Source organism: Arthrobacter sp. Ms25, from assembly GCF_059090365.1.
The window spans coordinates 225257-239688 of the sequence record NZ_JBNHFP010000005.1 but is presented as its reverse complement, the minus strand read 5'-3'; the positions used below and the strand labels follow the sequence as shown (position 1 = coordinate 239688).

At 67.0% G+C, this 14432-nt stretch carries 12 protein-coding genes and 1 tRNA gene; 8 read left to right on the top strand and 5 right to left on the bottom strand.

Annotated elements, in window-relative coordinates; genetic code table 11:
• Window positions 1-190 precede the first annotated feature (190 nt).
• Window positions 191-1120 carry an alpha/beta fold hydrolase gene (locus tag AC5RT8_RS15680; RefSeq protein WP_494096645.1) on the top strand — a complete coding sequence of 310 codons (930 nt, stop codon included), beginning with the start codon at window positions 191-193 and terminating at the stop codon, window positions 1118-1120.
• 69 nt (window positions 1121-1189) lie between these two features.
• Here AC5RT8_RS15680 and AC5RT8_RS15675 read toward each other — a convergent pair whose 3' ends face one another.
• Together AC5RT8_RS15675 and AC5RT8_RS15670 are read right to left on the bottom strand one after the other, a co-directional pair.
• Complete coding sequence (locus tag AC5RT8_RS15675; protein WP_494096644.1) at window positions 1190-2113, bottom strand: DUF2382 domain-containing protein; 924 nt, start codon at window positions 2111-2113, stop codon at window positions 1190-1192.
• A gap of 111 nt (window positions 2114-2224) precedes the next feature.
• Window positions 2225-2881 (bottom strand): hypothetical protein, encoded by a 657-nt coding sequence (locus AC5RT8_RS15670; RefSeq protein WP_494096643.1) that lies wholly within the window; start codon window positions 2879-2881, stop codon window positions 2225-2227.
• A gap of 219 nt (window positions 2882-3100) precedes the next feature.
• Between AC5RT8_RS15670 and AC5RT8_RS15665 the strand changes: the two genes are divergently transcribed.
• Window positions 3101-4594, top strand: coding sequence for an aldehyde dehydrogenase family protein (locus AC5RT8_RS15665; protein ID WP_494096642.1), 1494 nt, complete (start codon window positions 3101-3103; stop codon window positions 4592-4594).
• 81 nt (window positions 4595-4675) lie between these two features.
• Here the strand turns inward: AC5RT8_RS15665 and AC5RT8_RS15660 are convergent, their stop codons facing one another.
• Both AC5RT8_RS15660 and AC5RT8_RS15655 read right to left on the bottom strand, forming a co-directional pair.
• Window positions 4676-5626, bottom strand: a complete 951-nt coding sequence (locus tag AC5RT8_RS15660) for a zinc-binding dehydrogenase (protein ID WP_494096641.1) — start codon at window positions 5624-5626, stop codon at window positions 4676-4678.
• Between the two features lie 204 nt (window positions 5627-5830).
• Window positions 5831-7840 carry an FAD/NAD(P)-binding protein gene (locus tag AC5RT8_RS15655; protein WP_494096640.1) on the bottom strand — a complete coding sequence of 670 codons (2010 nt, stop codon included), beginning with the start codon at window positions 7838-7840 and terminating at the stop codon, window positions 5831-5833.
• Between the two features lie 92 nt (window positions 7841-7932).
• Between AC5RT8_RS15655 and AC5RT8_RS15650 the strand changes: the two genes are divergently transcribed.
• The 4 genes from AC5RT8_RS15650 (at window position 7933) to AC5RT8_RS15635 (ending at window position 11915) form a co-directional block, all read left to right on the top strand.
• Window positions 7933-10044: a prolyl oligopeptidase family serine peptidase gene (locus AC5RT8_RS15650; protein ID WP_494096639.1), complete on the top strand. Its 2112-nt coding sequence runs from the start codon at window positions 7933-7935 to the stop codon at window positions 10042-10044.
• A 68-nt stretch (window positions 10045-10112) separates the two neighbouring features.
• Window positions 10113-10203, top strand: a tRNA-Ser gene (locus tag AC5RT8_RS15645).
• An 80-nt stretch (window positions 10204-10283) separates the two neighbouring features.
• On the top strand, window positions 10284-10829 hold the full coding sequence (locus tag AC5RT8_RS15640) for a GNAT family N-acetyltransferase (protein WP_494096638.1): 546 nt from the start codon (window positions 10284-10286) through the stop codon (window positions 10827-10829).
• Between the two features lie 45 nt (window positions 10830-10874).
• Complete coding sequence (locus AC5RT8_RS15635; protein WP_494096637.1) at window positions 10875-11915, top strand: aldo/keto reductase; 1041 nt, start codon at window positions 10875-10877, stop codon at window positions 11913-11915.
• Window positions 11916-11973: 58 nt separating this feature from the next.
• On the opposite strand, the gene AC5RT8_RS15630 is transcribed toward AC5RT8_RS15635, so the two are convergent.
• The gene (locus AC5RT8_RS15630; RefSeq protein WP_494096636.1) at window positions 11974-12522 is read right to left on the bottom strand and encodes a hypothetical protein; all 549 of its coding nucleotides are present in this window, start codon (window positions 12520-12522) and stop codon (window positions 11974-11976) included.
• An 89-nt stretch (window positions 12523-12611) separates the two neighbouring features.
• Between AC5RT8_RS15630 and AC5RT8_RS15625 the strand changes: the two genes are divergently transcribed.
• Together AC5RT8_RS15625 and AC5RT8_RS15620 are read left to right on the top strand one after the other, a co-directional pair.
• Window positions 12612-13448 (top strand): crotonase/enoyl-CoA hydratase family protein, encoded by an 837-nt coding sequence (locus AC5RT8_RS15625; RefSeq protein WP_494096635.1) that lies wholly within the window; start codon window positions 12612-12614, stop codon window positions 13446-13448.
• Window positions 13449-13559: 111 nt separating this feature from the next.
• Window positions 13560-14402 carry an alpha/beta fold hydrolase gene (locus AC5RT8_RS15620; protein ID WP_494096634.1) on the top strand — a complete coding sequence of 281 codons (843 nt, stop codon included), beginning with the start codon at window positions 13560-13562 and terminating at the stop codon, window positions 14400-14402.
• The last annotated feature ends 30 nt before the right edge of the window (window positions 14403-14432 follow it).

Here is a 14432-nt window from a genome sequence, read left to right as displayed (position 1 = left end):
CGGCGCGGGACCGGTTGGCAGTATGACAGGGGAGGTCCGGATTTTCCGGGCCTCCCCTGTGCATACCTGCAGTGGAACGAGCGCGGCCGCGTGTGTCTGAATACCGGTGGGCTGCGAGCCCCGACCCGGCTAAGGTGGGGATCCGTGCAACTGCCTGCGCGGACACCGGCGTCGACGTAGGAGCCACCGCATGGACCGCACCCCCGGGATCCCGCCGGAGCAAAGTAGTAACCGGCGGGGAGCCCGCCCCGAACCCCGGCGGAGCACAGTCCGGAGCCGGGGCGCGGACCTGGCCGTGTACGAGTACGGCACCCCGCAGGACGGGTGGCCCAGCATCGTGATGGTGCACGGCTACCCCGACGACCACCAGGTGTTCGACGGCGCCGTGAAAAGGCTGGCGGCGGACCGGCACGTCATCACGTACGACACCCGGAACGCTGGTGCTTCGCGGGTGACGGGCAACACCGCGGACCGCGGCGCCCTGGGACCCTACCGTCTGGAACTGCTGGTGGAGGATCTCTATGCGGTCCTCGACGCCGCCGAGGCCCGCCATGTGCACCTGGTCGGCCATGACTGGGGGTCGATCCAGGGTTGGGCGGCCATCCAGGACCCCCGGGCGGAAGGCAGGATCCTCAGCTTCACCAGCATCTCCGGTCCGGACCTGGGACATTTCCGGCGCTGGTTCCGTTCCCGCCTGCGCTCGCCCCGCCTGTGGCCGCAGGCACTCCTGCAGGCGCTGCGCAGCTGGTACGTCGCAGCCTTCCACATACCGTTCCTGCCCGACGCCGCCTGGAGATACCTGTTGACGCCCCGCTACGAAAAGTACGCCGGACGCAAGATCGGAGACAGCGGGGTGCGGGGCCTGCAGCTCTACCGGGCCAATATGCTGCGCTCCGGCGGCTCGGTGCCCGACGGCGGATATGCCGGTCCGGTGCAGGTGATTGTCCCGGTGAAGGACCCGTTCCTGTCGCCGAAACTGGTTGACGGCCTGGAGAAGCGTTTTCCCGGGGTGGAAATCCGGAAGGTGGCCGCCGGGCACTGGTGGCCGGAGCGCAACAGCGGGGACTTCGCGGCACTGCTGGACCGGTGGATGGCGGAACATCCCTCCGATCCCCGATAACGCCGCCGGATCCCTTAACGCAGCAGGCCGCCGGGTGTTTCCGGCGGCCTGCTGCGGTGTGCGCGACGATCAGCGGCTGCGTTTGCCGCCGCTTCCGCCTCCTTCGCCCTCCATATCAATCTGCTCCTTGCTGACTTCCTCGGTAACGGTGGCGTCTTCGGTTACCGTTTCGGTGTCCAGCCGGACACGCTCAACGGGGACCGCTTCCTTTTCCACCACGGGCTCTTCGGCATGGAGGGTCACTTCGTGTTCCTCCTCGCTGATCGCCGGTCCGTCCATGGCCGAGCCGCGGTTGGCATCGGTAATGGGTTCACGCTGAATCCGCGCTTCCTCATGGCTGACCGGAACCGTCTTGGTGACGTTCTCCGTGGTGACATACTTCCGCAGCCGCGCACGGCCGGATTCCCGGCTCTGCTTGCCAACGTGAAGCTGCTCCTCGGACCGGGTCATCGCATCATCGGTGGTCGGGCCCGAAGTGTCATGCCCTACCTGGCCTCGGCCGGAGCCGCGGCTGCTTTCCGTCCGGCCGGAACCGCTTCCCGTCCCGCCGGAGGTCATGCCCGAACCTGAACCGCCCGACGTCGTGCCGCCGGAAGAAACATGCTGCCCCGACGTGGTCCCGGAGCCGGAAGTACCCGAGGTGGTGCCGGAAGTTCCGGACATTCCCGAACTGCCCGAGGTGCCGACCGAGTAGTAGCTGTACAGCTCATCCTGCTCCTGGTCGCTCAGATGCCCGTCTTTGTCCACCCGCGGAGCATCCTTCACCATTTCCTTGGAGTACGGCACCCGGACAACAGATCCCTCAACCGTCGCATCGGCCAGGGGCACAAAGCTCTCCTTGGAACCGAAGAGCCCGGTCTTGGTGGTTACCCAGGCGGGCTGGCCCGACTCGTCGTCAAGGTAGACGTCGCCGGCCGAGCCGATCTTCTCACCGTTGGGACCCTCAACGGTTCCATGGTTCATGATGCTGTCGATCTGTTCAGTGGTGATCACGTTGTTCTCCTGTTCCACGCCCTGCAGGCGCCTGGTGGTGCATTGGATACCGCGTCCCCCGCTTATCCCCCCACGCCTTTTTGGCCGGCAGCCCCGGCAGCCCCCGCCCGGTCAATCCCCCAGCCCGGCTTTGTCCACCCGGCGGTGGAAGCGCATGCCACCCAGCCCGCCGAGAATAGCGCCGACCAGTGCCACTGCTGCGGCAACAATGGCGGCGATAATTGTCGATGCCGTGGCGTTGTCACCGAACATCGGAATCTGGGGGAATCCGTTGAGTTCAACCAGGATGTTGAACTGGTCTCCTGCGATCGCGGCAAGGATGGCCGCCACAATGGCGATCAGCACTGCCCACACCCAGACCGCAATGCCCTGCTTCATCCCGTTGAATCGGGCCATCCGCCCAGCCACGTATCCGCCGCAGTAGTAGGCAACGAACAGAATGACCAGCAGGATGATCGTCCCGGTTACCGTCAGTGCCGTGGCATCCGGGTTGTCGTCATTGGCCAGCACTGCCGCGCCGAGGGCCGTTGCCAGGGCGCTCAGCAGCACCGTGGTGCCGATAGCGGTCAGCCAGCCGAAAAACGCCGAGCCTATCTTCACTCCGCCGAAGGTGGCTTTCTCCCGCTCGACCACCCGCCGGCGGCTGGTCTCCCCCACCCCGTCGCTACGCAGACCGTCCGGCGTCGGATTGGCGCCGGCCCGACGCCCCGGGCCCTGCCCGTCTCCGTTTCGTCCGCGGTCTCCCGCAGCGCTCGCGCTTGTGCTCATGAGTTATCCCTTTGGTGTTGGAGCGGCCCGGGAGTCCCTTTTCGGCCCCGGGTACCGCCTACGCTAGGCCGAACCGGGGAAAATAAAAAGGGTACTTAGTAGCTCCGGTTCTTGACAGTCCCGGCACCGGCGCCGGAGGGCCGGACGTTCTGGGAATTGATCCGGACCCGCCTCGGTTGTAACCATCAATACACCGTCAAGATTCATCTAGGAGTAATCATGACAACTCAGCTCGAATCAACATCCCCTGCCCTCACCGACTGGATTCCCGCACAGCAGTTCATCGGCGGCCAGTGGCGCGACGGCCGTTCCGAGAAGACCCTCACGGACACCAACCCCTTTGATGGTTCGCAGCTGATGACCATGCAGCAGGCATCCCGCGAAGACCTCGATGACGCGTATGCCGCTGCAGAGGAAGCGCAGAAGGACTGGGCCGCCAGGACCCCGAACGAGCGACGTGCCGTCATTGCCCGCGCAGCCGAAATCTTCGACGAGCGCCGCGACGAGATCATTGCCTGGCTGAACGCCGAATCCGGCAGCACCATGCTCAAGGCCAACATTGAAGTCGCCTCCGCCGCAGCCATCACCCGCGAGGCAGCAACCTTCCCGCACCGCGTGCACGGCAAGATCATGGACTCGGATACCCCGAACAAGGAACTGCGCGTCTACCGTGCCCCGCTGGGCGTGGTCGGCGTCATCAGCCCCTGGAACTTCCCGCTCCACCTCTCCCAGCGCTCCGTGGCTCCGGCCCTGGCCCTCGGCAACGCCGTCGTCCTGAAGCCGGCCAGTGACACCCCCGTCACCGGCGCCCTCATCATCGCCAAGATCTTCGAAGAGGCCGGCCTGCCCGCCGGCGTGCTGAACGCCGTCGTCGGCGCCGGCTCGGAAATCGGTGACGCGTTCGTGGAGCACCCGACCCCGCGGATGATCTCCTTCACCGGCTCCACCCCGGTGGGCAAGAACATCGGTGCCCTGGCCGCCACCGGTGCCACGCTGAAGTACACGGCACTGGAACTGGGCGGCAACAGCCCGTTCGTTGTCCTCGCCGATGCCGACGTCGACCAGGCAGTCCGCGCCGCAGCCATGGGCAAGTTCCTGCACCAGGGACAGATCTGCATGGCCGTGAACCGGATCATCGTCGAAGACGCGGTCTACGACGAGTTCGTCGAAAAGTTCACCGCGCACGTCAAGACACTCAATGCCGGCGATCCGACGGACCCGAAGAACGTGGTGGGCCCGATCATCAACGCCAAGCAGCTTGAAGGGCTGCAGACGAAGATCGAAACGGCCAAGTCTGAAGGCGCCCGCCTGATGCTCGAAGGCGAAGTTAACGGCCAGGTCCTCTCCCCGACTGTCTTCGCCGACGTCACCAAGGACATGGAGCTGGCACGCGAAGAGATCTTCGGCCCCATCGCCGGAATCATGCGCGCCAAGGACGCCGAGGATGCACTGGCCCTGGCCAATGACACCGATCTGGGCCTGTCCAGCGCCGTTTTCACCTCGAACCTTGAGGAGGGCGTGAAGTTCGCCCGGCGCATCAAGGCCGGCATGACCCACGTCAACGACTTCCCCGTCCAGGATGAGGCACACATTGCCTTCGGCGGCGAGAAGAATTCCGGCCTCGGCCGGTTCAACGGCGAGTGGGCCATCGACGAATTCACCACCGACCACACGATCAGCGTCCAGCACGCGCCGCGCGAATACCCGTTCTAATCCGGTAACGGATACCGGCAGGTAAACGTCGACGGCGGCCCGCACCAACAGGTGCGGGCCGCCGTCGTTAACGCAGGAAAACTATTCGCCGAAGCGGGCCACCAGGCGCCCGAGGACCTGGTTGTTCTTGAGCCGCTCGATCCCTTCGCCGATCTTGTCGAAGCCGATTTCCTCGTACGCGGGGGTGATCTCGCCGCGGAGCATCAGGTCGAAGACCTCCTCAATGTCGGCTACGGTGCCGCCGAGGGATCCTTCGATGGACTTACCCAGGATGGTGTTGGTCGCCACCGTGAAGGTGTGCCTGCCCAAGCCGACCTGCACTACCTTGCCGCCGCGCCGAATCGCATTCACGGCTTTCTGCGTGGTGTCGAAACCGGCGTAGTCAACAATCAGGTCGAAATCTCCGCCGGCCCGGGGATCCGTGACCCATTCCGCGGCGTCCCGCACACAGGAAACCACGCCGGCGTCCTTGGCATTGGCCCAGGCTTCTTCCTTCATCTCGGCCACATGCACTTCGGCGCCGGCCAACACTGCGGCGCGGGCACCGATCTGTCCAAGTCCGCCGAAGCCGATCACGCCCACCTTCATGCCCTTGGTTGCCCCGCCGACCTTGATCATGGCGTGGTAGGAAGTCATTCCCGCATCTGTGGCCAGGGCGGCCAGGGAGACATCCAGCCCGTCGGGCACCCGGGCCAGGTCGCGGTAGTCGGCCGCGAGCTTGTCGGCGAAGCCGCCGGGGGTGAACATGCCCAGCGGAGGCTGGACCCCTGAGGAACACACACCCACGACGTCGCCAACATGGAAGCCTTCAACCTCGGACCCGAGTGCGGTGATGACGCCCGCATTTTCGTGGCCCTGCGTCATGGGCAGGAACGGCATGGCGGAGTCCCCGACCTCCATGTACATCACATCGGAGTGGCACAGGCCCGCCGCCAGCACATCGATGATGACCTGCGTGGGAGCCGGGGCGGGCTCCGGAACTTCATTCAGTTGGATCGGCTTGCGGTCGCCAACGTACTGCCAGGCTTTCATGGAAAGGCCTTCCTCTCGAGTCGGATCGCGAGGCGCTTGTACCGGATGGAAATGGAATGGTTCAGCCCCGCTGAGGACCGATTTTACGGGCGCGGCGGGTGCTCCCGGGGCCTCGGTTCACCCCCCGCTGAGCGTTGGGCGCGGCGTCCCGCCCGGCTTCCGAAGCACTGCTACTGTGCGACGTGCAGGCTCCGCAGAGACGGCTTAGCCCAGCACGGCCGGTTCGTCCCGGCCGGAGGCCGCGTTCCGCGGGCCCGGCACGGCGGAGAAGGATGCGGCAGCGGAAAGCACCGCAGCGGCAATGGCATCGGCGTCCTGCAGCGTCCGTGCACCTTCCCCGGCGGGAGCTCCGGCTTCGGCCGCGATAGCCGTCCCCCACTGGACCGAGGAGAGCTGCAGGCCCAGCACAAACAGGTTTTCCACCGGTTCACCGCTGACGCCCACCGCCCGGTAGGGCGGCAGCGTGACGTCCAGCCCGGGAGTCAGCACCGGGGTGCCGTCCGCGGACATCATGACCTTGGGCCGGGCCAGCCCGTCCCGGATCAGTCCGGCGAGCAGCGGCGAGACGCTGCGGTCCACCCGGTTGGGCGGCATCATGGCCTCCATTAGGGTGGAGGCGGCGTACTCGGTGCCCACCCACGGGGAGGACGCCGTGAACATGCCCCGGGCCTCGTCCACGTCGAAGCGCGGATCGGGACCTACAAAGTGCACCAGGCCGGCACGTACCAGGGCTGCCAGCTGTTCGATCCGTTCCGGGGGCGGACCACTGGCCAGGCCCTCGACCAGCGGCTCAAACCAACCGCGCAGCTCGGTGAGCCAGGAGGCCTCGGCAAGGCCGCCGTCGGCCACTACCGCTTTAAGCAGGCTGCGCCCGGCGTTGAGGGCGCCGATGGCCATCTTCAGCGGATCGTCTTCCCCGGCCGCTGATCCGGCGGCGTCATCCTCCAGATAGGCCAGAACGGTCCCGTCCGCGTCGGAGGCTCCGTTGAACGGCCGGCGTCCCAGCGGCTGGGCCAGGGCTTCGAGGTTGGTGCGGCGGTTGGCGGGAACGTACCTGTCCAGCACTGCTTCCTTCGCTGCATCCCACTCGGGTCCCGGGAGGTTCAGTGCCGCTTCCAGCCGTTCCCGGAATTGCTCCGCGGGGCCGTTGAGCTCGTCCGGGGCCACGCGGGCCAACGTGCTGTAATACGCCCAGACCGCGTCGCGGTGCAGCAAGGGCCACAGATCGTGGTCAAAACCCGGCAGCAGGCCGTCCGCACGGAAGGCGAGCGCCCGTTCCCGGGTCAGCCAGCGCAGGCGGATTCCGCGGGGAACATAGGAGTCCAGCTTTGCCTTCGCCCGGTACGGGGTGCCGCGGCGGGACGCCGCGATCAGCTGCGGTTCCCGGCCCGAGGGATCATAGCGCAGCGCCCGGCCGGCGGGCTGTCCGGTGGGCACATACCGGCCGCCGCGGCCGACGGTGGCCGCAGCCATCACGTCGAAAAAGTTCAGGCCCAGCCCGCGCACCAGCACGGGCTCCCCGGCCGGCAGGCGGGAGAAGTCGACGTCGGCGGGAACCGCGGGCGGGAGATAGGTCAGGCCATGTCGCTCGGCTGCGTCCTGCAGCCGTGCCTGCTCGGGCGACAGCAGCGCCGGCAGGTGGCCCAGGGCCAGTACGACGGCGTCCGCGGCAAGGACCTGCCGGCCCTCCAGCTCGATGACCAGCAGGCCGTCCGCTTCCCGCGCGATGCCCAGCGCTTCGGTCCGGCGGTGCACCAGCTCCACGCCGTCGTCGGCGGCGGCTTTCCGCAGCTGTCCGTACGTCCATTCCAGGTACCGTCCGTACAGCGGGCGGCTGGGGAAATCCGCGGGACCCAGTCCCGCCAATTCGTCGCGGTCACCCGCGGACAGCCCGTCTGCCGTCCGGGTGCCTGCGGCCATCAGCTCGCGCCACTGGTTAAAGGAGAGTCCGGCCGGTGAGGGCAGCAGGTCGCGGACCGTATCCCCGGCCGGGACCACGGTGGGGAACAGTGCCGGGGTGTTCATCAGGAACAGCCGTGACTGGTTGGTCCGCCAGACGTGGCCCGGCCCCGGATCAAACGGATCAATAAGGTCGATACGCAGGGGCGGACGGGCGTTTGAGGCACGCCGGTTGGTGAGGATCCGGTCGACGACGGAGAGGCCGCGGGGTCCTGCACCAATGACAGCTACCCGGAAACTCTGCGCGTGATCCATGCATCTAGGGTATCCGGCGGCGGAGCTGAGCGGGTTCGGGCGGCTCCGCGCCTCCCTGCAGGGGCCCGCAACCCAGTCGCTAGGATGGGCCCATGACTTCCTCCAACCTCGACACCGCCGCACCAGTTCCTGACGATGAGTTCCTGTGGCTGGAAGACATCTACGGGGATCGGCAGCTGGACTGGGTGCGCTCCGAAAACGCGGTGACCGAGAACCTGCTCGCACGCACCGGCTTTGAGCATACCGAGGAGCGCCTGCTGGAGGTGCTGGATTCCACGGACCGCATCCCCATGGTCGCCAAACGCGGAGAGCACTACTACAACTTCTGGCGGGACGCAGCGCATCCCAAGGGCATCTGGCGCCGCACCACCTGGGCCAGCTACACAGCCGCGGACACTGAGTGGGAGGTGCTGCTGGACCTGGACGAACTCAGTGCCGCCGAGGGAACCGAATGGGTCTGGGGCGGGTCCATGTTCCTGCGGCCCGCGGACGGCGTGTCCTACCGCCGTGCCCTGGTGGCCCTGTCCCCCGACGGCGGTGACGCTGCCCGTTTCCGGGAGTTCGACGTCGTCGAGCGCGCCTTTGTGCCCGGAGGTTTCGACATTCCCGCGGCCAAGAACCGGATCAGCTGGGGCACGGAGGACACCCTCTACGTGGGCACGGACTTCGGTCCGGGGTCCATGACCACCTCGTCCTATCCGCGCAGCAGCCGCATCCTGCGCCGCGGCCAGGCGCTGCAGGACGCCGCCCCCTATTTCGAAGTCCCGGAAGAGCACATGATGGGCGTGGTGCAGCGGGACCAGACACCGGGCTATGAACGCGACCTGGCCGTGGACATCATCGATTTCTACAACACCCGCACCTTCCTGCGCGAAGGCAGCGAGTGGGTGCAGCTCGATGTTCCGCTGGACGTCAACGTGGACCTGCACCGCGAATGGCTGCTGATGCGTCCGCGCACTGACTGGGAACTCGACGGCGTAACCCACCCCGCCGGCTCCCTCCTGGCCGCCCCGCTCGCCGACTTCACCGCCGGCAACCGGACGGTCCACCGGCTCTTCACCCCGGACGCGTCCACCTCGCTGCAGAACTGGAGCTGGACCCGGGACCGGCTGCTGCTGAGCCTGCTGCGCGACGTCAGCTCCGAAATCCTGGTGCTGGCCCCGGAAGACGGCTGGCGCGCGGAGATCCTGGATGCCTGCCCGCCGCTGCACACGGTCGAGGCGTACGCGGTGGATGACGAAGACGAGGACGCCGGCAACGACTACTGGCTGGTCAGCACCGGTTTCCTGACCCCGTCCACACTGTCCCGCGGCACCTTGGGCGGGGCCGGAGCCGAGGTGGTCCGGACCACGCCGGCGCTGTTCGACACGGCAGGCCTTTCGGTTGAGCAGCACTTCGCCGTCTCCGCGGACGGCACCAAGGTGCCCTACTTCCAGGTGGGTCCGCAGGACCTGGTGCTCGACGGCGGCAACCCCACCCTGCTCAACGGCTACGGCGGATTCGAAGCCTCCCTGACCCCTGCCTACAGCGGCGTGGTGGGCCGAGGCTGGCTGGAGCGGCGCACCACGGATGCCGACGGCGTCGAACGGCGCGGCGTGTATGTGCTGGCCAACATCCGCGGCGGCGGCGAATACGGCCCCGAATGGCACCGTGCCGCCCTGCAGGAAAACCGGCACCGGGCATACGAGGACTTCGCCGCCGTGGCCGAGGACCTGGTGGCCCGCGGCGTCACCACCCGGGACCATCTGGGCTGCACCGGCCGCAGCAACGGCGGGCTGCTGGTGGGAAACATGCTGACCACCTATCCGCACCTGTTCGGAGCTGTCTCCTGCGGAGTGCCGCTGCTGGACATGCGCCGCTACACCAAGCTGTCCGCCGGCTACTCCTGGATTGCCGAATACGGCGATCCGGACGATCCCGCGCAGTGGGAGTTCGTGCAGACGTTCTCCCCGTACCACTTGCTGAAGGAAGGCGTGTCCTATCCGCCCACGCTGATCTGGACCGCCACCAGCGATGACCGGGTGGGGCCGGTGCAGGCCCGGAAGATGGCTGCCCGGATGAAGGCGATGGGTGCGGATAAGGTCTGGTTCCACGAGGCGCTGGAGGGCGGGCACGCCGGTGCGGCGGACAACCGGCAGTCCGCCCGGATGCATGCCATGTCCTACGAATTCCTCTGGGAGGCGCTCACCGGAAGACTGGGCTGAGGCGTTTTGCCCTAACCGGCAACTTGCCGGTAGTCTTGTCAGGCTGGCAGCTGATGCCAGTGGAAGTTGGAGACGTGCCAGAGCGGCCGAATGGGCTTCACTGCTAATGAAGTGTGGGCCTAAAGCCCACCGGGGGTTCAAATCCCCCCGTCTCCGCCACTAGTCCCCCGGATTTCCGGGGGACTTTTTGCGTCTACCCTAAGATTCACCACCGAATCGCTTCAGAAGGGTACGCAGCAATGGCACCGGACAGCATCAGCCTGGGCGGACCACGCGTGATACTGCGCGACTTCCGGGGCGACGACGTCGACGCCGTGCACGCCTTCGCCTCCGATCCAGTGGTCACGCAATGGTCCACGTGGGGGCCCAACACCCTGGCGGAAACCCAGGCGTTCGTTACGGATGCAATTGCCGAAGCCGGTACCCCCGACAGGACCCGGTTCACCCTGGCTGTGGTGTTCCAAGGCCGGGTAGTGGGAACCGCCGGGGTGTGGACCACCGGACTGCACACCGGGGAACTCGGCTACACCCTCGCCCGCAGCGTCTGGCGCCGGGGCCTGGGCACCGAAACCGCCGCACTGCTGCTGGCGCATGCCTTCGGTCCCCTGGGCTTGGCACGGGTGGACGCCACCTGCCATCCGGAGAACACCGGCTCGGTCCGGGTCCTGGAAAAGAACGGTTTCGCCTTTGCGGGTAGGCTGCGGGAACACCGGTTGGTGGACGGGCAGCGGTGCGATTCGCTGCTCTTCTCCGCCCTGCTTTCGGGCTCGGCAGCTGATCAGTAAGCTGACAGCCGGTTCACCAGCTTCCCTACCGTGAAGGACATCCCCATGGAAATGCGACGGCTCGGCAACAGCGGGACATCGGTCAGCAACTACGCGCTCGGCACCATGACTTTCGGCAACGAATCCGATGAGCGTGCCTCCCACGCCATCCTCAGCGACTATGTCCGTGCGGGCGGGAACTTCGTGGACACCGCGGACGTCTACACGGCCGGCGCGTCCGAGGAAATCATCGGCCGCTGGCTGCACGCGCATCCCACGGAAGCGGCCGACGTCGTCCTCGCCACCAAGGGGCGCTTTCCCATGGGCGAGGGGGCCAATGACGTAGGGACCTCCCGGCGGCACCTTCGCCGCGCGCTGGACGACTCCCTGACAAGGCTGGGTGTGGACCATGTGGACCTCTACCAGCTGCATGCGTGGGATCCACTCACTCCGCTGGAGGAAAGCCTCGGCTTCCTCCAGGACGCCGTCACCGCGGGCAAGATCAGCTACTACGGTCTTTCGAACTTCACCGGCTGGCAGCTGACCAAGGCCGTCTACCTGGCGCGTGAACACGGGTGGGCGCTGCCGGTCACGCTGCAGCCGCAGTACAACCTGCTCGAGCGTGAAATCGAATCCGAGATCGTTCCGGCAGCGCTCGACGCCGGACTCGGGCTGCTGCCCTGGTCACCGCTCGCCGGCGGCTGGCTCACCGGCAAGTATGACCGCGAGACGGTTCCCGCCGGAAACACCCGGGTGGGCGACAATCCCACGCGGCAATTCCAAGGCTGGGACCTGCGCAGCAACAATGAACGGACCTGGCGGATCATCGATGAGCTGCGCACCGTCGCCGCGGCGCACTCGGCCTCGCCCGCGCAGGTGGCGCTGGCCTGGCTGGCGGACCGGCCGGGAGTGACCTCGGTGATCCTCGGTGCGCGCACCACGGACCAGCTCGCGGACAACCTGGGCGCAGCGTTCCTGGTCCTGTCAGATGAGGAGAAGCACCGTCTGACCGAGCTCAGCGTTCCGCAGGTCGGCAACTACCCGTACGGTCCGGACGGCCGGATTCAGCGCTCACGGCCGCTCGAGGGCGGCCGGGCCGGACGGTAAGCCCACCAGGCGGAACAGAACAGGCCGGACCAACACTGGTCCGGCCTGTTTCGTTCCACTACGGCTTGAGGAAATCCTCGGGCCGCAGCTGCTGGGCCCACTTGCTGATCTCTTCTTCCCGCATTGCTTCTGATTCCGGGGCGGCGTCCTGCTTGGCGGCCTCCGGTTTAGCGGGACCGGCAGAGTCCCCGGCCGGGGTCTCAGGATCGGGGATGGGCCGCACATACGGCTGGGGATGGGCGGCCATGTTGGTGATGGCCGCTCCCGAGGCGCGGATGCCGGCACCGGTGAACATGGCGTACAGCTTCAGCGCCTTGACCGGCTGGCCCTGGCCGAGGGCCGCGTAGACCTGCCGGTGCTGGTCCGCGCTGAGCAGGGCGGCGGCGTCCTTGGCCGCCTGCGGCGACGTGCCGGCCTGTGCCTGGGCGGGGCGCTGACGTGCAGGGCGGGACTGTTGCGCCGGACGTCCCGGCGTGGGCCTCGGGCCGGCGCTCGACGTGCCCGCCTCCGGCTTGGGTTCGGCGGCGCGACGCTTCTCGAACCTGCCCCAGAGCGCGCTGACAACTGCAATGGATAGGACGAAGAGAATGATAACCGCAAGCTCCATACCTTGATCCTAGCTTTGCTTTCTTCGGGCCCTAAAACGGCCGGTATATTGACGTCCAGCCCAAAGACGCCCCAATCAACGGAGATGCCATGACGTCCAGCGCAACCCCACTGCCTTCCCTGCGCTCCCTGAGTGTCGAAATTCATGACGGCGTGGCGGAGGTACAGCTGCTGGGGCCCGCCAAGGGCAACGCCATGGGACCGGATTTCTGGACCGAACTGCCGGCAGTGTTCGACGCGCTGAGCACGGACGACGACGTCCGGTCCGTCCTGCTCTACGGCTCCGGCGGGAACTTCAGCTACGGCCTGGATCTGCCGGCCATGGCTCCGGTGTTCGCCCCCTTGCTCGCCGCCGGAGGCATGGACGCGAAGCTGCGTGAAGGTTTCCGGCGGCAGATCAAGGACCTGCAGGACGCCGTCACCTCGCTGGCCCGGTGCACCAAACCGGTCATCGCAGCAGTGGACGGCTGGTGCATCGGTGGAGCCATTGACGTCATCGCCGCGGCGGACATCCGCATCTGCTCCCCCGCCGCCCGCTTCAGCGTGCGCGAGGTGCGGGTCGCCATCGTTGCCGACCTCGGCTCGCTGCAGCGTCTGCCCGCGATCATCGGCGAAGGCGCCACCCGGCAGCTGGCCCTGACCGGCGAGGATTTCGACGCGGCCCGGGCCGCCGCACTCGGGCTGGTTACGGAACTGGCTGACGACGTCGTCGCCCGCGGACGCGAACTGGCCGCGCAGATCGCCGCCAATCCCCCGCTTGTGGTGCAGGGCGTCAAGCAGGTCCTGAACCGGCGGACGCAGGCACAGGTCTCCGACGGCTTGGAGTACGTGCAGGTCTGGAACACGGCGTTCCTGGCCAGCCGCGATTTCGGCGAGGCTACCGCTGCCTTCGCCGAGCGGCGTCCGCCGGTGTACCGCGGCGAGTAGGCAGCGGGGACGACGGGGTTCTCCCAGACCACCCTTACGGCGAAGGCATTGTTCTCCTAGCATCTTCCCGAGAACGCTCACCACATAACGCCAGCCTGAAAGGAATCCGCCATGGGCTATATTTCCGTAGGCACCGAGAACAGCACCACCATCCACCTCTATTACGAAGACCAGGGAGCAGGCCAGCCGGTAGTGCTGATCCACGGCTATCCCCTGGACGGCCACAGCTGGGAGCGTCAAACCCGTGAGCTGCTCGCGGCCGGTTACCGGGTCATCACCTATGACCGGCGCGGGTTCGGCCAATCGAGCAAGGTCGGTTCCGGCTACGACTACGACACCTTCGCGGCAGATCTGAACACCCTGCTGGAGACCCTGGACCTGCACGACGTGATCCTGGTCGGCTTCTCCATGGGCACCGGGGAACTGGCCCGGTACGTCAGCCGTTACGGCCACGACCGGATTGCCAAGCTCGCCTTCCTCGCCTCGCTTGAACCGTATTTGGTGGCCCGGGACGACAACCCCGAGGGGGTGCCGCAGGAGGTGTTCGACGGTATTGAAGCCTCCGCCCGGGCGGACCGCTACGCCTGGTTCACCAGCTTCTTCTCGAATTTCTACAATCTGGAGGAGAACCTCGGCAGCAGAATCAGCTCCGAAGCTGTCACCGCCAGTTGGAACGTCGCCGCGTCAAGCGCCCCGGTGGCCGCGTATGCCGTGGTGCCGACCTGGATCGAGGACTTCCGGGCCGACGTCGACGCCGTCCGCGAAAGCGGCAAGCCGGTGCTGATCCTGCACGGCACCGCGGACAACATCCTGCCCGTCGACGCCACCGCGCGCCGCTTCCGGAAGGGCGTGCCTGACGCCGACTACGTCGAGGTCGAAGGCGCGCCGCACGGCCTGCTGTGGACCCATGCCGCGGAGGTCAACGCCGCGCTGCTTGCCTTCGTCGCCAAGTAGTGGGCGGAAACGGGCGGCGGGGCGGGCTCG